The following is a 22,683-nucleotide window of genomic DNA, read 5'->3' on the forward strand; positions in this document are numbered from 1 at the left end:
TCGCCGTCCGACGTCCGGGGTGGTCGGCGCTTAGGGTGTGCGGGTGGCTTTCGTGATCCGCACAGGGCGTGCTGACCTTGCGTTCGACGGGCTCCGCAGCGAGTTCGGGCTGCCGGAGGCGTTTCCGGCCGATGTGCTCGCCGAGGCGGAGGCGGCGGTCTCCCGTTCCCCGGGAGACCGCCCGGACTTCACGTCGTTGCCGCTGGTGACGATCGACCCGCCGGGAGCCAAGGACCTCGACCAGGCCCTGTGCGTCCTGCGCGACGGGGACGGCTTCGTCGTCCACTACGCGATCGCGGACCTGGGGTCGTTCGTCACGCCCGGCGGCGCCTTGGACACCGAGGTCCGCCGACGCGGCCAGACGATCTACCTGCCCGACGGCAACGTGCCGCTCCACCCGACCGTGCTGTCGGAGGGGGCGGCATCGCTGCTGCCGGGGGTGGTGCGTCCGGCCGTGCTGTGGACGTTCACCTGCGGTGCCGATGGGGTGCCCACGTCCGTCGAGGTGCGGCGGGCGTTGGTGCGGTCCGTCGCGCAGTTCGACTACGCGACCGTGCAGGAGTCGTTCGACGCCGGGCAGCCGCATCCGTCGGTCGAGGCGCTGGGCGTGTTCGGGCCGTTGCGGCGGGAGCTGGCGCTTCGGCGCGGGGCGATCGAGCTGCAGCTGCCCGAGCAGGAGATCGAGCTCGACGGGGCCGGGTGGAAGCTCGTCATCCGGCCCCGGTCGGAGGTGGACTCCTGGAACGCCGAGATCTCGTTGATGACCGGCATGGCCGCGGCCTCGATGATGATCGAGGCTCGGGTGGGGATCCTGCGGACCCTGCCCGACCCCGACGCGAAGGCCGTGGGGGAGCTGCGGAAGTCCGCCGCGGCGCTGGGGGTTCCTTGGGCCGCGGACGTGTCGCCCGGAGCGTTCCTGGCCGGGTTGGACGGGTCGTCTCCCGAGGCGCTGGCGTTGTTCACCGATGCGACTCGGTTGTTGCGCGGGGCCGGGTACACGGCGTTCGACGGGACTGTGCCCGAGGTGGTTGGTCATGCCGGGCTGGCTGCGCCTTACACGCACGTGACCGCGCCGTTGCGGCGGTTGGTGGATCGGTTTGCCACCGAGGTTTGCCTGGCTGTTTCTGCCGGGGAGCCTTTGGCGGGGTGGCTTGCCGAGGCGTTGCCGTTGTTGCCGTCCTTGATGGGGGCTTCCGACTCTCTTGCTTCGAAGGTGGACCGGGCCTCGCTGGACCTGGTCGAGGCTTGGGTTCTGGGGGCTCGGGTGGGGGAGGAGTTCTCCGCCGTCGTCCTGCGGGCCGGGGAGCGGGAGGGCGAGGTTTTCGTCGCTGCTCCTCCGGTGCTCGCGAAGTGTTCCGGGGAGCGGTTGCCTGAGGGGGAGGCGGTTCGGGTTCGGTTGGTGGAGGCTGACGCCGGGGAGCGGCGGGTTCGGTTCGCCGCTGTTTGAGCGGGTGTTGGTGACTCCCATCAGGTCTTTTGCCTGGCGGATGATCTTGTCGGACCTGGTGGGTACGTTGGGTTGCAGGGGGTCCTGAGGTTGGGGGGACGCCTGCGTCAGCCTGCGGGCGTGGGGCGGCGGTGCGCGTTGGTGGCAGCCGCCTTGCGATCGGCCGTCGTGTGATCGGCCGCCTTGTGATCGGTCGTCGCGTGATCAGGCGCCGGGTGGGCGGTCGCCAAGCGATCAGCTACCGGGCGGGTGGCCACCGGGCGTTGAGCGCTTCACCCAGGGGGCTCTGCCCCCGCTGAGCTTCGCTCCTCGTCTCGGGCCGTTGGGCCTCGGCTTGCCCGGGCTCGTGGCCGGCTGGCGAGCGCCGGGTCACTTTGGGCCACCGGGGGGTCGCTGCTCGTGTGAAGATGCAGGGGTGACAGAGATTCGTGACCTCACCGTCGGCGTCCTGGGTGGCACTGGAGCCCAGGGCAAGGGGCTCGCCATCCGGTGGGCCAAGGCGGGACTCAAGGTGATCATCGGCTCTCGCAGTGCTGAGCGTGCTGAGCTGGCGGCCAAGGAGATCGTCGAGGTCGCCGGTGGTGATGTCCGGGGTGCGGACAACTCCGACTGCGCCGCCGACTCCGACATCGTGCTCGTCGCCGTGCCTTGGGACGGGCACGGGGATCTGCTCGGCTCGTTGCGGGACCAGTTGGCCGGGAAGATCGTCATCGACTGCGTCAACCCGCTCGGGTTCGACAAGCAGGGGCCGTTCGCGTTGCCCGTCACCGAGGGCAGTGCTGCTCAGCAGGCCGAGCTGTTGTTGCCGGAGTCGCGGGTCACGGCTGCGTTCCACCACGTGTCGGCGGTGTTGCTGGCCGATCTGAGTGTGCCCGAAGTGGACATGGACGTGCTGGTGCTGGGTGACGATCGCGAGGCCACGGACACCGTCCGGGCGCTGGCGGAGCTGGTGCCCGGGTTCCGGGGGGTTTACGGCGGGCGGTTGCGGAACGCTCATCAGGTCGAGGCGTTCACGGCCAACCTGATCGCGGTGAACCGCCGGTACAAGACGCACGCCGGGCTCAAGATCACGGGTGTCTGATGCTTCCCGTCGACGACCTCGGTGAGCCGGTGGCGCTGGACCGGCCCCGGCGGGTGGTGAGTCTGGTGCCGTCGATCACCGAGGCCGTCGCGGTCAGTGTGCCCGGAGTGTTGGCCGGGGCCACTGACTACTGCACGCATCCGTCCTCTTTGGACGTTGCTCGCGTTGGTGGGTCGAAGTACCCGGACGTGGACGCGGTGCTCGCGCTGGGGCCGGATCTCGTCGTGGCCAACTCCGAGGAGAACCGGGCCGAGGACGTCGACCGGTTGCGGGCCAACGGTATTCGGGTGTGGGTGACCGAGGCGCCCGCGACGGTGCCGATGGCGTTGAAGTCGTTGCGGCGGTTGTTCGGGCTGGCCTGGGGCGTCGAGCCGGAGTGGCTTGTGCGGGCCGAGGAGTTGTGGCGTGACGTCGAGCCGCGCCGGCTTTCCGCTGTGGTGCCGGTGTGGCGGCGGCCGTGGGTGGTGGTCGGGCGGGACACGTTCGCCACGGATGTGTTGCGGCGTCTCGGGGTTGAGAACGTCTACGCGTCCGATGACGAGCGGTATCCGCGGCCTTCGTTGCAGGAGCTGAACGAACGGCGGCCCGATCTCGTGGTGCTGCCGGACGAGCCGTACCTGTTCACCCACGAGGACGGGCCGGAGAGCTTTCCCGGACTGCCCTACGCGCTGGTCAACGGGCGGCACCTGACCTGGTACGGGCCGTCGCTGGTGGAGGCGCGGGACAGTCTCGGGAAGGCACTGGGGCTGGGTTAGCCGCGGAAGCGGTCCGTCGCCTCCAGCAGGGCGGCGAGGATGCCCGGTTCGTCGTAGGCGTGGCCCGCGTCGGGGACCAGCACCAGGTCCGAGCCCGGCCACGCGCGGTGGAGGTCCCAGGCCGTGACGGCGGGGGTGGCCATGTCGTAGCGGCCCTGCACGATGACGCCGGGGATGTCCGCCAGGCGGGTGGCGTCCCTGATCAGCTGGCCCTCGTCGAGCCAGCCCTTGTTGACGAAGTAGTGGTTCTCGATCCTCGCGAACGCCAGCGCGTACTCGGGCACGGCGAACTCCGCCACCAGTTCCGGGCGGGGGTGGAGCGTGACGGTGGCGCCTTCCCAGGTGCTCCACGCCACCGCCGCCGGGCCGTGGACGTCGGGGTCCGGGTCGGCCAGGAGCCGCGCGAACAGCTCGACGGGGTCGCCGTCCAGGTTCTCGATGGGGCGCTGGAACTTCTCCCACAGGTCGGGGAAGACGTTGGCCGCGCCGCCTCGGTAGTACCAGTCCAGTTCGGACGCCCGGAGCGTGAAGATGCCGCGCAGCACCAGTTCCGTGACGCGGTCCGGGTGGGTTTCCGCGTAGGCGAGCGCCAGGGTCGAGCCCCAGGAGCCGCCGAAGACCTGCCAGCGCTCGACGTCGAGCGCCTCGCGCAGGCGTTCCATGTCGGCGACGAGGTGCCAGGTGGTGTTCAGCGACAGGTCGGTCGTGGTGGAGGCGTGCGGGAGGGAACGGCCGCAGCCGCGCTGGTCGAACAGGATGATCCGGTAGGCGTCCGGGTCGAACAGGCGGCGGTGCGCCGGGGAACACCCGCCGCCGGGGCCTCCGTGCAGGAACACGACGGGCTTGCCCGCCGGGTTTCCGCACTCCTCCCAGTACACGAGGTTGCCGTCACCGGTGTCCAGGTGACCTGACGTGCGGGGCTCGATCTCCGGGTACATGGGGCCATCGTCGGCCATCCGCCTGTTGATACGCATCAACACAGCTCACAGGCTCGCAACCGGCCGGGTGGACGCATCCGGTGTAGCCTCGGCCGCGGAACAGGTCGCGCCTGCGGAGCGTCGTGCGGGGGCGGTGCGAGCGCGGTCGCGGACCGCCGGGCCCGCCTGGCTGGACGACGGCGCGGTGCTGGTCGAGGCTGGCTTTCTCGCCCGGCCGTGCAGGTGTGCGAGTCATCCCTGAGGCTGCCGCGACCGTCCTTCCATCATCGGAAAGTCCCAGTGGTGACGCTGGCTGTGGTGATGACGGCTGCCCTGCACACGCCCCGCCCGTGAGTTCGCGCATCCCCGCGAACAGCAGCACCCCACTCCCCATCGGAGGCATTCATGCCCGACTTGTGGCTGCCGGGATACGAGCGCTGGGAACTGCCCGGCGTGCCCGGCGTGCCCTACGACGAGTTCGACGACCCCAAGGCGTTGCTGCACACCACGGAGGGCAGCACGGTGGAAGGCGCTGTGCAGGCGTACAGATCCTTCCCGCCGCAGCTGATCGTGGACCCGGTCCGCAGACGCAAGATCCAGCACATCCCGCTCAACCGGGGTGGCTACGCGCTGTGGAACGCCGACGCCGACGACTCGCGTTGCTTCCAGGTCGAGATCGTCGGGTTCGCGGCGCAGACGCACCTGTGGCCGGACGAGGTGCTGAGATGGCTCGGCGAGGAGCTCGCGCGGCCGCTGCACGAGTACGGCGGAGTGCCGTACGTCGTGGTGTGGAAGGGCTTCCGCCGTGACGGCGAGATGCCGTACCCGCTGGCGACGCCGTCGAGCCCGCTGCGGCTCACCCAGGCCGAGCTCGACTCGTTCTCCGGGTTCCTCGGCCACCAGCACGTCCCCGGTGACGACCACTGGGACCCCGGCGGCCTGAACGTCGGCCGCATTCTCGAGCACGCGCAGAACAAGGAGGAACTCCCCGTGAACATCCTCGGGCAGGACGGCAAGTGGTACCCGGCTGAGCAGGTGTTCTTCTGGATGGGCCAGGACCTGCGCCGCCTGGAGGCCAAAGTGGACGCGATGACCGGCCGCGTGAGCGACAGGGAGGCGCAGGTCCTCGCGACCGTGCGGTCCCTGCCCGCGGGCGACGACGCCGAGGCGTTCGCCGCGGCGGTCGCGGCGCAGATGCCGCCGGGCATGACGCCGGACGAGGTGCGTGACGCGCTCGACGACGTGCTGCGCCGCGCCCCGCAGAGCGTTCCGGAATAGCGGAAAGGCCCCGTGCACCGGCCGGTGCACGGGGCCTCGCGGGGTTCCTGCTCAGTGGAAGGTGTGCTCCGGGCCGGGGAACTGCTGGCCGCGCACCTCGTTGGCGAACTCGGTGGCCGCGCCGAGCATGACCTCGGCGAGGTTGGCGTAGCGCTTGACGAAGCGCGGGCCCTTGCCGCGGCGCAGGCCCATCATGTCCTGCCACACGAGCACCTGGGCGTCGGTGTCCGGACCGGCGCCGATGCCGACGGTCGGGATGACCAGGTCGTGCGTGATCTGCTTCGCGACCTCGGCGGTCACCATCTCCAGCACGACCGCGAACGCGCCCGCCTCCTGCACCGCGAGGGCGTCCTGCACGACCACGTCGTGGTTGTCGTGCCGGCCCTGCACGCGGTAGCCGCCGAGCTGGTGCTCGGACTGCGGCGTGAAGCCGATGTGCGCCATGACGGGGATGCCCGCGGCCGTGATCGCGCGGATGTGCGGCGCGAAGTAGGCGCCGCCCTCCAGCTTGACCGCATGCGCCTGGCCTTCCTTCATGAACCGCACGGCCGTCGCGACGGCCTGCTCCACCGACACCTGGTAGGAGCCGAACGGCAGGTCGGCGACCACGAGCGCGCGCCGCGTCGAGCGCGTGACGGCGCGGACGAGGGGGACGAGCTCGTCGACGGTGACGGGCAGCGAGGTCTCGTGGCCGTAGACGTTGTTCGACGCGGAGTCACCGACGAGGAGCACGGGGATGCCCGCCTCGTCGAAGATCTCGGCCGTGTACATGTCGTACGAGGTGAGCATGGGCCACGCTTCGCCACGTTCCTTCATCTCGCGGAGGTGGTGAACGCGGACGCGCTTGGCCGGGGGCTTCTGACCCGCTCCGGAGCCGTAGGGCGCGGAAACTTCGGCAGTGGTCATCGTCGACCGTTCCTTTCCTCGAGGCCCGTGTGCACGGGTCCCCGGGCGCTTGGTGCACGGTTGCCGGGCTCCAGAGTGACACCGTTGGGAGGCAACCGGCACCGGATGCGGTCTCCCTCACAACGGATGTGCGTCACTGCACCGATTCCGGCGGCCCTTTGCGCTGTTCGCACACAGTGATCGGAGAGCGCAGGCCGGTTGCCGTGACCTGGGCCACCGGATGTGCGAAAATCGCACGATGGGCGAGGTGCGCGAGTGGAGCCAGGTGGGTGAGCGGGTGCGTGACGCCCGGATCGGTGCCGGTCTCTCGCAGGCCGAACTGGGCGCCGCGCTGTCGCTCGACCGCACCATGATCGCCAAGATCGAGGCCGGCACGCGCAGAGTCGACGCGTTGGAGCTGACCAGGCTCGCGACCGCCCTCGACGTTCCGCTGGACTACTTCCTCCACACCGCTTCGGCGGTGTTGTCGAGGCGTGCAGAGTTCAGCGAAGACACCGCCACCGACGCCGGTCGGCAGGTTCACCGGCTGGACGCGTGCCTGGAAGCCTGGGCGCGAGACGTTCGCCAGCTCGTCGATCTCGGAACGCTGTCGCCCCGGACGCCCCGTCGCAAGGACGGCGTCGCTACCGATGACGATGCGAGGCGTGTGGCGTTGCAGATCAGACGCGACGCCGGTCTCGCACTCGAACCGGTCCAGTCGTTGATGGACCTGTGCGAACGGAACGGGCAGTACGTGCTCGTCGCCGATCTTCCGGGAGACGGCGCGTCCATGGTGGTCGGTGACGACCTCGCCGTCGCGGTGGTCAGCAGGTCCGCGGATCCAGGTCGCCGACGGGCGACGGCGGCGCACGAGCTCGGGCACATGGTGCTCGGCGACGCGTACTCCAGCGACCTCGGAGTCCACACGTCACTTCGCGACCGGGAAGCGGTGATCGACGCGTTCGCGGCGGAGTTGTTGCTCCCCCGCGAGGCGGTCTCGAAGGCGCGGAGCCGGCAGGACCTCGTCGAGCTGGCGGCGCGCTACCGCACGTCGTGGTCCTTGGCGACACGTCAGGCTCGGCTTGCCGAGGTCGTGGACGCGGCCGAGGCGCACGCCTGGAAGAAGCGGACACCGACCAGGGCCGAGCTGATGGACGCGGTCGGTTGGGCACCACAACCCGATCTCAACGCCGTCCGGGTGCCCCGCGGCTATGCCACGGCCGTGATGGAGGCGTGGAAGCGCGATCTGCTGACGTCGTCTCGCGTGGTGGAGCTGATGCACGGTCAGGTCGCGGAAGCCGATCTGCCCGTCGCGCCTGACGATGAAGTAGCGCCATGACGCTGACCAAGCCGCTGGTCTTCGACACCACGTGCCTGGCGCACTTCGCTCTGATCGAACGACTCGACGTGCTCGGTGATCTGCTGAGCGGCAGGGAGTGCGGTTGCCCTGCACCGGTCCGGGGTTCGCCGCCTTCGCGAGAAGCACCGGACTGCTGCCCTGAAGCCGCAGACCTACCGGTCCAGGTAGGCCAGCACCGCCTGCACCCGCCGGTCCCCGGACCCGTCCTCGCTGTTCAGCCCGAGCTTCAGGAACACGTTCCCGATGTGCTTGTGCACGGCCCCGGCGCTGACCACGAGCCGTTCCCCGATGGCGGCGTTGGACAGCCCCTCCGCCATCAGCCCGAGCACCTCGCGTTCCCGGGGGGACAGCACGCTCAGGGCGTCGTCGGTCTTGCGCCGCACCAGCAGCTGCGACACGACCTCCGGGTCGAGTGCCGTGCCGCCGTTCGCCACGCGGTGCAGCGAGTCGAGGAAGTCCGCGACCTTGCCGACGCGTTCCTTGAGCAGGTAGCCGACGCCGCCGCTGGTGCCGGCGAGCAGTTCGTGGGCGTAGCTCTGCTCGACCCACGCGCTCAGCACGAGCACGGCGAGCTTCGGGTGGCGGCGGCGGGCTTCTACGGCGGCCTTCAGGCCCTCGTCGGTGAACGTGGGGGGCATGCGCACGTCGACCACGGCGATGTCCGGCTCGTGTTCGGCCACGGCGGTGAGGAAGTCGTCGGGGTTGTCGGTGGCCGCTGCGACCTCGATGCCTTCGTTGCGCAGCAACAACGTCAGGCCCTCGCGGAGCAGGGCGTCGTCTTCGGCGATCACGATGCGCATGGGGTCACTGTCCCATCGGTAGTACGACGGTGAGCACGGTGGGGCCGCCCTCGGGGCTGCTCAGGTCCGCGGTGCCGTCGAGAGCTTGGACGCGGCCGCGGATGCCGTCCAGGCCCGTTCCCCGCTTTTCGTCGGCGCCGCCTTTGCCGTCGTCGTGGACCACGACGACCAGTTTGTCGTCGTCCACGCCGAGGCTGACCCACGCGTGCTTGGCGCCGCTGTGCTTCGCCACGTTCGTGAGGGCTTCGGCGACCGCGAAGTACGCGGCGGCCTCCACGGCGGCGGGCAGGCGTCCTAGGTGCTCGGCGGAGAGCACGCACGGCACCGGGCTGCGGGCTGCGAGTGCCTGGATCGCGCCGTCCAGGCCCAGGTCGTCGAGCACGGGCGGGTGGATGCTGCGGACGACGTTGCGCAGCTCCTCCAACGCGTCACCGGCAGCGTCCTGCGCGCGTAGCAACGCCTGCACCGCGTTGTCGGGGTTTTGCTTGAGCGTGCGTTCGGCGATGCCGAGCATCATGACGACGCCGACCAGCTTGTTCTGCGTGCCGTCGTGCAGGTTGCGTTCGATGCGGCGCAACTCGGCCCCGTGCGCCTGCAACGCCGCGGCACGGGTCGCGACGACCTCGGCCAGCCGCTTCTCCAGCGACGCCTTGGGCGGCGACAGCAGCTTGGCCGTCCACCGGGCGTCGAAGTCGGCCAGGCGCGGGAACTGCCTGATGACCAGCGCGAGCACGATCGCGAGCGGCACGCAGAGCAGGGCCGTCGGCCACGAGTCGACGCGCAGGCCGAACGAGTTCTCCACCCCGCCGGGCACCGCCCACCAGCCCAGCAGCACGAACGGCTGCTGGACCAGGGAGCCGGGCAGCCCGATCGCCGCCGACCCGAGCGCCGTGCCGACGAAGGCGTGTTTGCCCAGGTAGACCAGCTCGCGGCGGTGTTCGGGGTCGGCCAGCACGCGTTGCGCGCGGTGCAGCCACGGGCCGTCGAGCGGGGCGGGCGAGGAGCGCTTCACACCGGCGTAGCGGAGGAGCCGCCGCCGGTCGAAGTCGACGATCCAGCGCACGTACGACGCGGTGAACGGCAGCAGCGGCAGGATGACGACGGACAGCACCAGCACGCCGATCGCCAGCCACGCCGCGATGGCCGTCAGCAGGCCCGACGCGAGATAGACGAACGCCGCCCAGATCCGTTTCATGAGGAGAAACGTAGCCGGGCGGCGTGTCGCGGCGCGGTGGAGCAGACTCCACTCCTGCGGGTGGGGAGGTCAGCCCTCGCGCCACCCGTTGGTGATCGGCAGGCGCCGGTCGCGGCCGAACGCCTTGTTGGAGATCTTCGTGCCCGGCGGGTACTGGCGGCGCTTGTACTCGGCCTTGTCGACCATCCGCAGCACGCGGTCGACGAGCTCGGGCTCGAACCCGGCCGCCAGCAGGTCGTCGTAGCCGCGGTCGCCCTCGACGTAGTCGTCCAGCAGGTCGTCGAGCAGCTGGTAGTCCGGCAGCGAGTCGGTGTCGACCTGGCCGGGGCGCAGCTCGGCCGACGGGGGCTTGGAGATCGAGTTCTCCGGGATGGGCGGGGTCTCGCCGCGCTTCTCGGCCTCGGCGTTGCGCCACCGGGCGAGGTCCCACACGACGGTCTTCAGCACGTCCTTGATCGGGGCGAAGCCGCCGACCGCGTCGCCGTAGATCGTCGAGTAGCCGACGGCCAGCTCGGACTTGTTGCCGGTCGCGAGCACCAGGTGCCCGTGCTGGTTCGACAGCGCCATCAGCAGCATGCCGCGGCAGCGGGCCTGGATGTTCTCCTCGGCCAGACCGGTGAGCTTGAGCTGCTCCACGTACACCGACACCATCTCGCCGATCGGCTCGGTGGTGAAGTTCAGGCCGGTGCGGACGGCCATGTCGGACGCGTCCGAACGCGAGTGCTCCGACGAGTACGACGACGGCATGGACACGCCGTAGACCTTGTCGGCGCCGAGAGCGTCCACGGCCAGTGCGGCCACCACTGCCGAGTCGATGCCGCCGGACAGACCGAGCACAACGGACTGGAAACCGTTCTTGTGGACGTAGTCGCGCAGACCCGTCACGAGCGCGTGCCACATCTCGGCCTCGTCGGACAGCGCCTCGAACACGCGTGGTGCGGGCAGCGGCTCGTAGGACGGCCCCGCCTCCGACACGGTCACGCGACGCACGTCGAACTCGCCGACCTGGCCCTGCCGGTAGTCGCCGCCGCCGGGCAGGTCGAAGTCCACGAGCATCAGGTGCTCGACGAACTGCGGCGAGCGGCCGATCAGCCGCCCGTCGGCGTCCACGACCAGCGAGTCGCCGTCGAACACCAGCTCGTCCTGGCCGCCGACCAGGTTGCAGTAGGCGAGCGGGGCACGGGCCTCGGCGGCGCGGCGGGCCACCAGCGGCAGCCGCTGGTCGTCCTTCTTGCGCTCGTACGGCGAGGCGTTCGGCGAGACCACCAGGTCGACCCCGGCGTCACCGAGGGCGGTGATCGGGCCGCCGTCCTGCCACAGGTCCTCGCAGATCACGAAGCCGACCTCGACGCCGTTGACGCGCACGACGTCGAGCGACGAGCCGGGCTTGAAGTAGCGGCGCTCGTCGAACACGCCGTAGTTGGGCAGGTGGTGCTTGAACTGGCGGGCCACGACCTGTCCGCCGGCGAGCACGGCCGCCGCGTTGCGCGGTCCGGCCGAGTCGTGCTCCAGGTAGCCGACGACCGCCGCGACCTCGCCGAGGCCCGCGTCGTCCAGCGACTTCGCCAGCGCTTCCAGCGCCTCGACGGAAGCGCGGGCGAACGATGTCCGGATCGCGAGGTCCTCGACCGGGTAGCCGGTCAGCACCATCTCCGGGAACACGACGAGGTGCGCGCCGCCTTCACGGGCTTTGCGCGTCCAGTCCACGACCAGCGAAGCGTTGCCCGCGAGATCACCGACAGTGGCGTTGACCTGGGCGAGCGCGATCCGAAGCTGCGGCATGCCCTCATCATCTCCCATACCATCGGACTGTGGTCCGTCTCCTGAGCGTGTTGCTCGTCATTCCGCTGCTCGCGTCCTGCACGTCGATCGTCGAGGGAGGGGCCAGGCCGGGCGTGTCCCTCGAGAAGGCCGGTCCCGCCGGGACCGTCCCCGCCGGACTGGAGGAGTTCTACGGCCAGCAGCTCGCCTGGCAGGACTGCGCGCCGTTCGCCACGACCGGGTCGAGCCGCCAGGCGTACGGCAGCAAGCGCGACGTCGAGTGCGCCCGCGCCGAGGTCCCCCTCGACTACTCCAAGCCCGACGGCGACACCATCACGATCGGCGTGCTCCGCTACAAGGCCACCGGCGACAAGATCGGCTCGCTGCTGATCAACCCGGGCGGTCCCGGCGCGTCCGGCATGGCGGCCGCCGCGGGCATGCTCAACGACTACCGCAAGACCGAGCTCGCGAAACGGTTCGACCTGATCGGGTTCGACCCGAGGGGCATCGGCGCGAGCGAACCGGCGGTCCGCTGCCTCACCGGACCGGAGCGCGACGAGGAGCGGCTGGACCTCGATCTGGACACCAGCCCGGCCGGAATCGCCCAAACGGAGCAAGAGAACAAGGCGTATGCCGAGAAGTGTGCGGCCGGGACAAAATTCGGCGAGGCAATGCTCGCCAACTTGGGCACGCGAGACGTAGTTAAGGACATGGATGTCCTCCGCTCTGCGCTCGGCGACGCGAAGCTGAGCTATGTCGGCTACTCGTACGGCACCCGCATAGGCACCGAGTACGCCGAGACCTTCCCCCAGAACGTGCGCGCACTCGTCCTCGACGGTGCCGTCGACCCGGCTCAGGACCCGCTCGCGTCGCTGGTCGCCCAGGCCGCCGGCTTCCAGCAGGCGTTCGACGAGTTCGTGAAGTGGTGCCGCGAGAAGGGCGACTGCCCGCTGACCGGCGACGACGCGAGCACGAGCTTCCGGCAGCTCACGACGCCGCTGATCCAGGCCCCGGTCGCCGTCGGCGACCGCAAGCTCAGTTACAACGACGCCATCACCGCGACGATCCAGGCGCTGTACTCGGAGCAGCTCTGGCCGGTGCTGCTCAACGGCCTCACCGAGCTGCGCAACGGCAAGGGCCGCGTCCTGCTCGCGCTGGCCGACGCCTACTACGACCGCGACGAGCAGGGCCAGTACTCGACCATCACGGACGCGTTCAACGCCGTGCACTGCGTCGACGACCAGCGGCTCACGGACAAGGACAAGCTGCTGGAGACCGCGCGGGCGTACAAGGCCGCCGCGCCGTTCCTCGACGACGGCAACCCGCCCGGCGCCGCGCTCGACTCGTGCGCGTTCTGGCCGGTCCCCGTCACCGCCGACACCGCGCCGCCCAAGGCGGAGGGCATCCCGCCGCTGCTGGTCATCTCCACGACCGGCGACCCGGCCACGCCGTACGAGGCGGGCGTGAACCTGGCCAAGGCGCTCAACTCGCGGCTGCTCACGTTCGAGGGCGTACAGCACACGGTCTTCCTCCAGGGCGAGAAGTGCGTGGACGACGCCGGCGTGAAGTACCTGATCGACCAGACGCTGCCCGCTGACGGAACCCGGTGCGCCTAATGACGAAGAGGCGATCCCGAGTCACCGCGGCCCTGTTCGCCTTGATCATCGTGCTCGGCACGTCCACGTCGTTCGCCCGCATCGACGGCTCACCCGTCGCCGCGCGCAAAGGACTCGAACGCTTCTACGCGCAGGCGTTGTCGTGGGGTGCGTGCCAGCCCTACGCGACCGACGCGAAGAGCAAGACCCTGTTCGAGCGCGAGGGCATCCAGTGCGCGCGTCTGCAGGTTCCGCTCGACTACGCGCAGCCGGACGTCGGCACGGTCACGGTCGCTCTGCTGCGCAGGCCCGCCACCGAACCGGGCCGCAAGGTGGGCTCGCTCGTGGTGAACCCCGGCGGTCCCGGCGGTTCGGGCATGGCGCACGTCGCGAACATGCAGGCGGGCAACCCGGTCGGCAAGCGGTTCGACGTGGTGGGCTTCGACCCGCGCGGCGTCGGCGCGAGCCAGCCCCGCGTGCTGTGCCTGACCGACGCCGAACGCGACGCGCAACGGCTTCGTCCCAAGGGCGAGACGGCGGACGCGGTCGAGGCGGAGAACAAGTTCTTCGTCGAGAAGTGCGCCCAGCGCAGTGGCATCGACCTGCTGCGCAACGTCGGCACGCGGGACGTAGCGCGGGACGTCGACGTGCTGCGCGCCGTGCTGGGCGACAAGAAGCTGAGCTACCTGGGCTACTCCTACGGCACGCGGCTGGGCGCGTTGTACGCCGAGATGTTCCCCCGCAACGTGCGCGCGATGGTGCTGGACGGCGCGGTGGAGCTCAACGGCGACAAGGTGGCGGCGTCGGCGCGGCAGGCACAGGGCTTCGAGGAGTCGTTCCAGCGCTTCGCGAGCTGGTGCGCCCAACGCGACTGCCCCATCGGCACGGACACCGGCACCGCCGAGTCGAAGTTCCGGCAGATGATCGAGCCGCTGAAGAAGACCCCGTTGCAGGTGGGCGACCGCAAGCTGTCCCATTCGGACGCGAACACCGCCATCATCCAGGCGATGTACTCGGACCGGCTGTGGGAGACCGCGCTGAAGGGCCTTCAGGAGCTGCGGCAGAACAAGGGCACCACGTTGCTGCAGCTCGCCGACCAGTACCTCGGCCGCGCCCAGGACGGCACGTATAGCCGCATCCAGGACGCGTTCGTGGCCATCCGCTGCGTCGACGAACCACCGGTCAAGGACCGCGCCACCCTGGAGTCCAACCGTCGGAGGCTGTTGGAGCTGCTGGGCAACGACACGGTCCCGTCCGACGAGACGGCGCTCGGCCCGTGCGCGTTCTGGCCCGCCCCGCACACGTCCGAACCGCGCAAGCCGGTGGTGAAGGGCCTGCCGCAGGTGCTGGTGGTCTCGACGACCGGTGACCCGGCCACGCCCTACCAGTCCGGTGTGGACCTCGCGCAGTCGCTCGGGGCCCGGCTGCTGACGTACAACGGCAACCAGCACACGGCGTTCCTCGCGGGCATCGGCTGCGTGGACGGCGTGGCGACGAACTACCTGGCGGACCTGCGGCTGCCCGAGACGGACGTGGTCTGCTGACCGCGTGAGCCCGTCGAGGGCAGGAGGATCGACCCCAGCGCTCCGAGCGCGCAGATCACCGACGTGATCAGGAAGATCTCGTGGTACTCGGTGAGCAGCGCCTCGGTGAGCCCGCGCTGGTAGTCGGCCATCCGCCGCTGGAACTCGGCGGGTTCGACGCCGAACGGCAGCGGCGTGTCCAGGTCTGCCGTCAGCTCGCGGAAGCGGTGCAGTCCCCACGCGGACAACGCCGCCACGCCGACGAGCATGCCCGTCATGCGCGCGACGACGACGAACGCCGACGCGACGCCGTGCCGCACGGCGGGCACCACACGCAGCACCGCGCCGGACAGCGGCGCGATCACCAGGCCGAGGCCGAACCCGGCGATCGCCAGGTCGCGGGTGAGCACCCAGCCGCCGACGTCCGCCGGCCACTGCGCGATGAACACGTACGACACCGACGCGATCGCGAGACCGGCGAACGAGACCCAGCGGTCACCGAACCGCGAAGCGAGGAACCCGCCCAAAACTGCGCCGACGGGCAACGCCACGAGAAACCGGGTCAGCAGCGTCGCCGCGGCGGCCGAGTCCTGACGCAGCACGGTCTGCGCGAACAGTTCGACGTCGACCAACGTCACCATGAGCGCCGCGCCGGCCGCGAGAGAGACGCCGAGCACCACCCAGAACGGACGCCACTGCACGCCGTCGGGATCGATGAGCTTCACGGCGGCACGACGTTCCCACAGGAAGAACCCGGCGAGAACCACGAACGCCGCGATGAGCACCGGCCAGCCCCACGACGGCAGCACGGATTCCGCGGGCGTCGGGTTGTAGAGCGCGACCACCAGCAACGACAACGCAAGCGCGAGCAGCACACCGCCCACGACGTCGATGCGGACCTCGCGCCGTGTGTTCGGCACGGTCCGTTGCACGACCACCATCGCGATGACCGCCAGCGGCACGTTCACCCAGAACACCCACCGCCAGCTCTGCGGCTCCCACGCTTCGAACAACGGCATGGCGTTGAACAGCGTCGCGACACCGATCCCGTAGAGGGTGCCGAGCACGGACCCCAGCTCCTGGGCCGCGCCGACCGTGCCGAGCGCCGACGACCGCCGGTGCTCCTCCCACAGGTCCGCGACCAGCGCCATCGTCACCGGCAACAGCGCGCCCCCGGCCAGGCCCTGCACCACGCGGCCGGCGACGAGCAGCGGCACGTCCCCGGCCAGCGCCGTGACCACCGAGCCCACCAGGAACCCGAGCAGCGACACCTGCAGCACGAACCGCCGCCCCAGCCGGTCCGACAGCTGCCCGAGCAGCGGCATCCCGGCCACGTACCCGAGCAGGTAGCCGGTGACGATCGGCGTCGCCTGCTCCAGCTCGTTCACGGCGATGCCGAGATCGCGCACCATGTCCGTGAGGACACCGACGACGACGTACGCGTCGAGGGCACCCAACAGAACGGCCGCACCCGACGCGGCGAGTGCGACCGTCCTCTTTGTCCGGTTCGGCATCTACTCGGGCGCCGTGACCGTGACGGACTTGTCGAAGTCGCTCAGGCCGATGTCGACCTTCTGGCCGCCGGGCAGCTCGAACAGCGCGCTCTTGAGCTTCTGGTCGCCGCCCAGCGAGAAGGTCGACTTCACGTCCTCGGAGATGCCCGGCACCAGCCCGGCCGCGACGTCCTTCGGCACCGTCGCCTCGACCACCGACACGTCACCGGACGACTTCGTCTTCGCGTCCTTCGCGCTGGCCAGGACCTTCGCCACGCCCCGGTCGGGGTCGAGGATCGCGGACGGGTCGTACACCTGGCCCGCGAACGCCGCCGGCAGCTTGGTGTAGCCGCCCGTGGGGCCCTTGAAGTGCAGGTTCCCGCCGGTCAGCACGTACTCCACGGCCAGCAGCTGCCCGCCGAACGTCACCTTCGCCGTGCCCTTGGACTCGCCCGCGGAGGTGAGGTCGCCGTCGGCGTCCTTCACCGGCACGTCGGGCAGCTCGCCGTCCACCTTGATGGTGAAGTGGACCGTCTTGACCCCGCGCATCGTCTCGGCCGACTGCGAGAGCAAAGTCGCACCATCGGGGAGATCTCCCCCGGAAGTGCAGCTCGTGAGCAGGGCGAGTGCGCAAACCAACAACCAACGGGCGGACATGCGTTGATCGTAGTGAGTCCCGAGCCCTTAAGCTGCCGCATATGGACCGCCAGCAGGAGTTCGTGCTCCGCACGCTAGAGGAACGCGACATCCGGTTCGTCCGGCTCTGGTTCACGGACGTCCTGGGCTTCTTGAAGTCCGTGGCGGTCGCGCCCGCGGAGCTCGAGGGCGCCTTCAGCGAAGGCATCGGCTTCGACGGCTCGGCGATCGAGGGCTTCGCCCGCGTCTACGAGTCGGACATGGTCGCGAAGCCCGACCCCGCGACCTTCCAGGTGCTGCCGTGGCAGACACCGGAGGGCTCGAACTACTCGGCGCGCATGTTCTGCGACATCACCATGCCCGACGGCTCGCCGTCCTGGGCCGACCCGCGGCACGTGCTGCGGCGCACCCTGTCGCGGGCCAGCGAGGCCGGGTTCACCTGCTACGTGCACCCCGAGATCGAGTTCTTCCTGCTCAAGAGCCTGCGTGACGACGGCGTCGAGCCCGAGCCCGCGGACAACGGCGGGTTCTTCGACCAGACCTCGCACGAGACGGCCACGCACTTCCGCCGCCACGCCATCGAGGCGCTGGAGGCGATGGGCATCTCCGTCGAGTTCAGCCACCACGAGGGCGCGCCCGGCCAGCAGGAGATCGACCTGCGCTACGCCGACGCCCTGACGATGGCCGACAACGTCATGACGTTCCGGTACCTGGTGAAGGAGGTCGCGATCACGCAGGGCGTGCGCGCCTCGTTCATGCCCAAGCCGTTCTCCGACCAGCCGGGCTCCGGCATGCACACGCACTTCTCGCTGTTCGAGGGCGACCGCAACGCGTTCTACGACGAAGAGGACCCGTTCCAGCTCTCCGAGATCGGCAAGCAGTTCGTCGCGGGCATCCTCAAGCACGCGCGCGAGATCTCCGGCGTGACGAACCAGTGGGTCAACTCCTACAAGCGGCTGATCGTCGGCGGCGAGGCCCCCACGGCGGTGTGCTGGGGCCACGCGAACCGGTCCGCGCTGGTCAGGGTGCCGATGTACTCGCCGGGCAAGTCGTCGTCGCGCCGCGTCGAGGTCCGGTCGCTCGACTCCGCGTGCAACCCGTACCTCGCCTACTCGGTGGTCCTTGCCGCCGGCCTCAAGGGCATCGAGAAGGGCTACGAGCTGCCGCCGCCCGCCGAGGACGACGTGTGGTCGCTCACGGACCGGGAACGCCGCGCCGCGGGCTACGCGAACCTGCCGCAGAACCTCGGCGAGGCGCTGACCGAGATGGAGAACTCGGAGCTGCTCCCCGAAGCGCTGGGCGAGCACGTCTACGACTTCTTCCTGCGCAACAAGCGGACGGAATGGGACGCGTACCGTCGTAGCGTCACCCCGTACGAGTTGCGGACTCTTCTTCCCGTCCTGTGAGGCCGATACGTTGCTCTCCGTGACAGAAGTACCCCGGTTCCAGCCGACGATCTGCGCCTGCACGGTCGCCACGGCGGCGGAACTGCCCGCGGTGAAGGTGCTGTCCAGCTCGTTCCTCGCGGAACACCCCGAGGGGCGGTTCGTCGCGCTCGTCGTCGACGCGCAGCCGGAGCACTCGGGACCCGGCCTGATGACACCGGCGGACATCGGCGTGCCCGAGGACGAGCTGCACGTGCTCGCGACCTCGCTGGACGCGTCCGGGCTGAAGGCCGCGATGCTGCCGAAGCTGCTGGAGGCGCTGCTGCCGCAGGGCATGCCGGTGCTGTACCTCGACCCGTGGGTGCAGGTGTTCGGGTCGCTGACGAAGCTCGTGCTGGAGGCGTTGCGCGACGCGCCGGTGGCGTTGCTGCCGCGCACGCTGCGCCCGTTGCCGGCGGACGGCCTGCGGCCAGGCCCTGCCGAGCTGCACGAGCTCGGCGCGTTCGACCCAGGCTTCATCGCCGTCGGCAAGGGCGCGGAGCCCTACCTCGACTCGCTGGACATGCCCGCGATCGTCCCCCACCACGTCGTGCGCGACGCACGGGTCGGCGTGTCCGTGTGGAACGTCGCGGACCGGCCGCTGCACCGCACCGAGTCCGGCTCCCTGGCCGTGGTCGGCCAGGACCTGCTGACCGTGCACTTCCGCGGGTTCGACCCGCGGCGGCCGTGGCTGCTGTCCGCCGACTTCGCCGACCGTCCCCGTGTGCTGCTCTCCGAGCACCCCGAGGTCGCCGAGCTCTGCACCGCCTACCGCGGCGAGCTGGTGAAGTCCGGCTGGACCGTGGCACCCGTGCCGTACCGGTTCGGAGCCCTGATCGACGGCACGGACATCCCGTCCGAGCTGCGCGCCGACTACCGCGCGGCCGACCCCACGCCGCCGCCCGCGTTCGGCGAGGACGGCGGCGGCGGGTTCCTGGTCTGGGCGTGCGAGCGCACCGAGCACGGCGGCACCCGCTGGTCCGACGCCGTCTGGCGGGCCGACGAGTCGCTGCGCCGCCAGTTCCCCGCCCCGTTCGGCGCGGACGCCGAGGCGTGGCGCGAGTGGTGCGCCGGTGTGGGGGTGGCGTCCGGCCGGCTGCCGGTGCCCGCCGTGCCGCAGCCGCGGATCGAAGGACCGGCGTTGCTCGACCAGCTCGGTGTCTCCGTCGTGGGCTCGGGCCCGCTGACGGAAGCGGTGCTCGCCGCCGCGCGTGCGTCCGGACTGCCGGTGTCGACGTCCGCGAGCTACCCCGTCGTCGTGCGCACCTCTCCTGACGACGAGGTGCCTCCGGACCGTTTCGTCGTCGAAGTCGCGTTGGACGCCACGGCCGCGGACGACCGCACGGGCGTGAACGAGCTGTGGTTGTCGTCCGACCTGTCCCGTGCCGCCGCCGAACGCATCGGCGGACCGATCGTGCGTGTGGTGCCCGTACCCGTGCACGACCCCGGCGCTCGTGAGCACACGTCCGGTGACGTGGTGGTGTTCGCGGCGATAGCGGACCACGAGCTGGATAGGCCCGGCAACGTGCTGGGTGCCGTGTCCGCGTTCCTCACCGCCTTCCCCGACAGGTCCGACGTCGAGCTGCGCATCGCCGTGTCCGGAGCGCTCGACCACCCCGAGGCCGCCGAGCGGCTGCGCCTCGCCACCGCCTCCGACCAGCGCATCTCCCTGGTCGCGGACCCGAAGGTCCTGCTGTCGGCCGACGCCGTGCTGTCGTTGCACCGCGGTGGCGCGGACGACCGGATCGCGCTGCGCCTGGCCGAACTGGCCGTGCAGGGCGTGCCGATCGTGGCGTCCGACCACGGAGCCGTCGCCGAGCTGTTCGGCAAGACGGCGGTGCTCGTGCCGTGCCACCAAGGCGCCGAACCCGACGTGCAGGCCGCCTCGCGGTTGTTGCGTTCACTGGCCGACGACCTGCCCACGGCCGCCGCGCTCGGCATGGCCGGACGTGAGCACGTGTTGTCCGTGCGCTCCGTTTCACGCGTCAGCGAGGTTCTTCGCGAACGCGTCGAGCACGCTTATCGCGGATGGCGCGCGCGTCGGCCCAAGCCGAAGGCCGAAGTCGACCCGATGCTCGCGCTGCAATCCGCTAAGCACGCGTTGCTGCGCCAGCCCACGGTCGACGGACCACATCGGACACCGATGGCACCCGCGCTGCGCAAGGTCGTCCTGCGCGCGTTGGACCACTACGACAACCACATGCGCCAAGTGCTCCACACCCTGGTCGACGGGGTCGAGCGCACGGTGTCCGAGCTGGTCAACCGGCAGGACGCGCTGAAAGACGGCGTCGGCATCGGTGAGCTGGAGCTGCTGCGCGCCGAGGTCGAGCAGGTCGCCGAACGGCAGTCGCACTTCGGCGACCAGCTGGTCGGCGTCGACGACGGGGTCGTGCGCGTGCGCGCGGACATGGCCGGTCAAGGCCGCCGGATGCGCGACATCGAGGACGCCGTGGTCGCCGAGGCCGCCAAGCGCGCGAAGTCCACCGAGGTGCTGGCCGAGCGGATCGACAAGCTCACCGTGGCGCTGGACCGGACGCTCGACCGGATCGACACGCTGGAGTCCAAGGTCGTCGAAGTGTTCCGCGAACGCGACCAGCGCCTGGAGGCCGCGGTCCGCACGGCCAACCACGCGCAGCAGAGCGCGGACGCGTTGCGCCGGGTCGTGGTCCGCCAGCACGAAGCGGCAGGTGACGCGCCCGCGGTGCGGTCGTCGCTGGTGCTGTGCGACGCGGGCATGATGCGGCTCCCGTCCGACGACGCGTTCATGCTCCCGCTGCTGTCGTCCAACGGCGTGTGGGAACCGGAACTCGCGGACCTGATGGACTCCGTCCTGGAACCCGACGGGATCTTCCTCGACGTCGGCGCGTACGTCGGCTACCACTCGCTGCGGGTCCTGTCGCGGATGGGACTGATGGGCGCGGTCGTCGCCGTCGAGCCCGACGCCTCCGCCGCGGCCCTGCTCCGGCACAACGTCGCCGCGAACCTGCCCGCCGCGGTCGCCGACCGGCTCACCGTGGTCGAGGGCGCGGCGTGGGAGAGCCCCGGCGAGCTGGCGGCGTCGCCGACGCTGACCGGCGGCGTCTCCGTGTCACCGCTGGCCGAGGACGCCGGCGAGGACGTGCCGCGCGTCCGGTCGGTGCGCCTGGACAAGGAGCTCGACGACATCGCGCTGGTGCAGGGCATGAAGCTGTCGGTCGTGCGGGTCGACACCCCCGGCCGCGGCCATCGCGCGCTCGCCGGCCTGGTCCGGCTGCTGCGCCGCGACCGGCCGCACGTGTTCCTCGAGTTCTCGGCGACCGCGACGGCCGACTTCGGTGACGATCCGGTGACGGTGCTGAAGGAGTTCGGCATCTGGGGCTACGACCTGGTGCCGCTCGCGACCCGCCAGGTGGCCGCTCCCGACCAGATCGTGAAGGCGATGGAGGGGCTCCGGTCGGTCTCGTTGTGGCTGCGGCCGCGTCCCGTGGGGGCGAAGCCGGCGGCTCCCGCGCCCGCCGTACCGCTCAAGCAGCCCGCTGACCAGGCGATTTGACACTGATCGTCCCGGTGGGTAACTTTCTCCGGGTCGCAAGCGAGACCCCCGGAACGAGCGGTTGACACCGCGGATCGGGCCGGGTAGAGTCTCACGGCGTCAAACCCCCAGAATTAAATGAACGGCCTACCGCGCTGTCCGGGATCCGACAAAGACCCCGATTTGACACAGGGAAAGCCACTCAGATAACTTCTGAACCAAGCAAAAACTGAATGCGAAGCGAGTTTGCAGCGCCTCGAAGAAGCCACAGTGTTCAACAAGACCGGCTGATTTGACAAGCGAAAAACGAACGAGCTAAGCTTTCAACACAAGCCCCGAGAGAAACTCTCCGGAAACGGAGAACGGACCCGGTGAGCGCGTGTTCTTTGAGAACTCAACAGCGTGCCGAAACACAGCCAGTAATATGAATACTCCTCGTCAGGAGTATTCCTTTGAGTAGTAATACCAGATTGCCAGACATATTCCGTCTGGAGCGATCAAACACAGTCCTTATTGGAGAGTTTGATCCTGGCTCAGGACGAACGCTGGCGGCGTGCTTAACACATGCAAGTCGAGCGGTAAGGCCCTTCGGGGTACACGAGCGGCGAACGGGTGAGTAACACGTGGGTAACCTGCCCTGTACTCTGGGATAAGCCTTGGAAACGAGGTCTAATACCGGATATGACACTGGATCGCATGGTCTGGTGTGGAAAGTTCCGGCGGTATGGGATGGACCCGCGGCCTATCAGCTTGTTGGTGGGGTAATGGCCTACCAAGGCGACGACGGGTAGCCGGCCTGAGAGGGTGACCGGCCACACTGGGACTGAGACACGGCCCAGACTCCTACGGGAGGCAGCAGTGGGGAATATTGCACAATGGGCGAAAGCCTGATGCAGCGACGCCGCGTGAGGGATGACGGCCTTCGGGTTGTAAACCTCTTTCAGCAGGGACGAAGCGCAAGTGACGGTACCTGCAGAAGAAGCACCGGCTAACTACGTGCCAGCAGCCGCGGTAATACGTAG

The 22,683-nt window shown here is 69.9% G+C and carries 16 protein-coding genes and 1 rRNA gene; 10 read left to right on the forward strand and 7 right to left on the reverse strand.

Features of this window, described 5'->3' with window-relative positions:
- The first annotated feature begins 52 nt into the window (after positions 1-52).
- The 3 genes from BLT23_RS36710 (at position 53) to BLT23_RS36720 (ending at position 3,283) form a co-directional block, all read left to right on the forward strand.
- Positions 53-1,447 (forward strand): RNB domain-containing ribonuclease, encoded by a 1,395-nt coding sequence (locus BLT23_RS36710; RefSeq protein ID WP_143036173.1) that lies wholly within the window; start codon positions 53-55, stop codon positions 1,445-1,447.
- Positions 1,448-1,862: 415 nt separating this feature from the next.
- Positions 1,863-2,528 (forward strand): NADPH-dependent F420 reductase, encoded by a 666-nt coding sequence (gene npdG, locus BLT23_RS36715; protein WP_090059311.1) that lies wholly within the window; start codon positions 1,863-1,865, stop codon positions 2,526-2,528.
- Positions 2,528-3,283 carry a helical backbone metal receptor gene (locus tag BLT23_RS36720; RefSeq protein ID WP_090059313.1) on the forward strand — a complete coding sequence of 252 codons (756 nt, stop codon included), beginning with the start codon at positions 2,528-2,530 and terminating at the stop codon, positions 3,281-3,283. Before npdG ends, BLT23_RS36720 begins: the two co-directional genes overlap by 1 nt.
- Here the strand turns inward: BLT23_RS36720 and pip are convergent.
- Entirely contained in the window at positions 3,280-4,239 is a 960-nt protein-coding gene (pip, locus tag BLT23_RS36725) for a prolyl aminopeptidase (protein WP_218133989.1), read from the reverse strand. The two genes, BLT23_RS36720 and pip, sit on opposite strands and share 4 nt — an antisense overlap.
- A gap of 366 nt (positions 4,240-4,605) precedes the next feature.
- Between pip and BLT23_RS36730 the strand changes: the two genes are divergently transcribed.
- A complete protein-coding gene (locus BLT23_RS36730) occupies positions 4,606-5,478 on the forward strand; it encodes a hypothetical protein (RefSeq protein WP_090059317.1) in 873 nt (290 codons plus the stop codon).
- A gap of 51 nt (positions 5,479-5,529) precedes the next feature.
- Here BLT23_RS36730 and panB read toward each other — a convergent pair whose 3' ends face one another.
- Positions 5,530-6,384, reverse strand: a complete 855-nt coding sequence (panB, locus tag BLT23_RS36735; RefSeq protein ID WP_090059319.1) for a 3-methyl-2-oxobutanoate hydroxymethyltransferase — start codon at positions 6,382-6,384, stop codon at positions 5,530-5,532.
- Positions 6,385-6,622: 238 nt separating this feature from the next.
- Here panB and BLT23_RS36740 point away from each other — a divergent pair, with 238 nt between their 5' ends.
- On the forward strand, positions 6,623-7,702 hold the full coding sequence (locus BLT23_RS36740; protein WP_218133990.1) for a helix-turn-helix domain-containing protein: 1,080 nt from the start codon (positions 6,623-6,625) through the stop codon (positions 7,700-7,702).
- A 173-nt stretch (positions 7,703-7,875) separates the two neighbouring features.
- Here the strand turns inward: BLT23_RS36740 and BLT23_RS36745 are convergent, their stop codons facing one another.
- The 3 genes from BLT23_RS36745 to BLT23_RS36755 form a co-directional block, all read right to left on the reverse strand.
- The gene (locus BLT23_RS36745; RefSeq protein ID WP_090059322.1) at positions 7,876-8,523 is read right to left on the reverse strand and encodes a response regulator; all 648 of its coding nucleotides are present in this window, start codon (positions 8,521-8,523) and stop codon (positions 7,876-7,878) included.
- 4 nt (positions 8,524-8,527) lie between these two features.
- Positions 8,528-9,718 (reverse strand): sensor histidine kinase, encoded by a 1,191-nt coding sequence (locus BLT23_RS36750; RefSeq protein ID WP_090059324.1) that lies wholly within the window; start codon positions 9,716-9,718, stop codon positions 8,528-8,530.
- 69 nt (positions 9,719-9,787) lie between these two features.
- A complete protein-coding gene (locus BLT23_RS36755; RefSeq protein WP_090059326.1) occupies positions 9,788-11,500 on the reverse strand; it encodes an NAD+ synthase in 1,713 nt (570 codons plus the stop codon).
- Between the two features lie 29 nt (positions 11,501-11,529).
- Here BLT23_RS36755 and BLT23_RS36760 point away from each other — a divergent pair, with 29 nt between their 5' ends.
- Both BLT23_RS36760 and BLT23_RS36765 read left to right on the forward strand, forming a co-directional pair.
- Entirely contained in the window at positions 11,530-13,095 is a 1,566-nt protein-coding gene (locus BLT23_RS36760) for an alpha/beta hydrolase (protein ID WP_090059329.1), read from the forward strand.
- Positions 13,095-14,618 (forward strand): alpha/beta hydrolase, encoded by a 1,524-nt coding sequence (locus BLT23_RS36765; protein WP_090059331.1) that lies wholly within the window; start codon positions 13,095-13,097, stop codon positions 14,616-14,618. The genes BLT23_RS36760 and BLT23_RS36765 overlap by 1 nt, the downstream gene beginning before the upstream one ends.
- Here the strand turns inward: BLT23_RS36765 and BLT23_RS36770 are convergent.
- Positions 14,573-16,054, reverse strand: coding sequence for an MFS transporter (locus tag BLT23_RS36770; RefSeq protein WP_342713733.1), 1,482 nt, complete (start codon positions 16,052-16,054; stop codon positions 14,573-14,575). The genes BLT23_RS36765 and BLT23_RS36770 overlap by 46 nt on opposite strands.
- 57 nt (positions 16,055-16,111) lie before the next feature.
- Positions 16,112-16,663 (reverse strand): LppX_LprAFG lipoprotein, encoded by a 552-nt coding sequence (locus BLT23_RS41150; RefSeq protein ID WP_245744553.1) that lies wholly within the window; start codon positions 16,661-16,663, stop codon positions 16,112-16,114.
- Between the two features lie 125 nt (positions 16,664-16,788).
- On the opposite strand from BLT23_RS41150, the gene glnA reads away from it, so the two are divergent.
- From glnA to BLT23_RS36785, 3 genes are all read left to right on the forward strand, one after another.
- Entirely contained in the window at positions 16,789-18,132 is a 1,344-nt protein-coding gene (glnA, locus tag BLT23_RS36775) for a type I glutamate--ammonia ligase (protein WP_090059333.1), read from the forward strand.
- Positions 18,133-18,151: 19 nt separating this feature from the next.
- Entirely contained in the window at positions 18,152-21,682 is a 3,531-nt protein-coding gene (locus BLT23_RS36780) for an FkbM family methyltransferase (protein WP_143036171.1), read from the forward strand.
- A 489-nt stretch (positions 21,683-22,171) separates the two neighbouring features.
- A 16S ribosomal RNA gene (locus BLT23_RS36785) occupies positions 22,172-22,683 on the forward strand; the annotation flags it as partial.

It is taken from the genome of Lentzea fradiae (genome assembly GCF_900100955.1).
Lineage (GTDB): Bacteria > Actinomycetota > Actinomycetes > Mycobacteriales > Pseudonocardiaceae > Lentzea > Lentzea fradiae.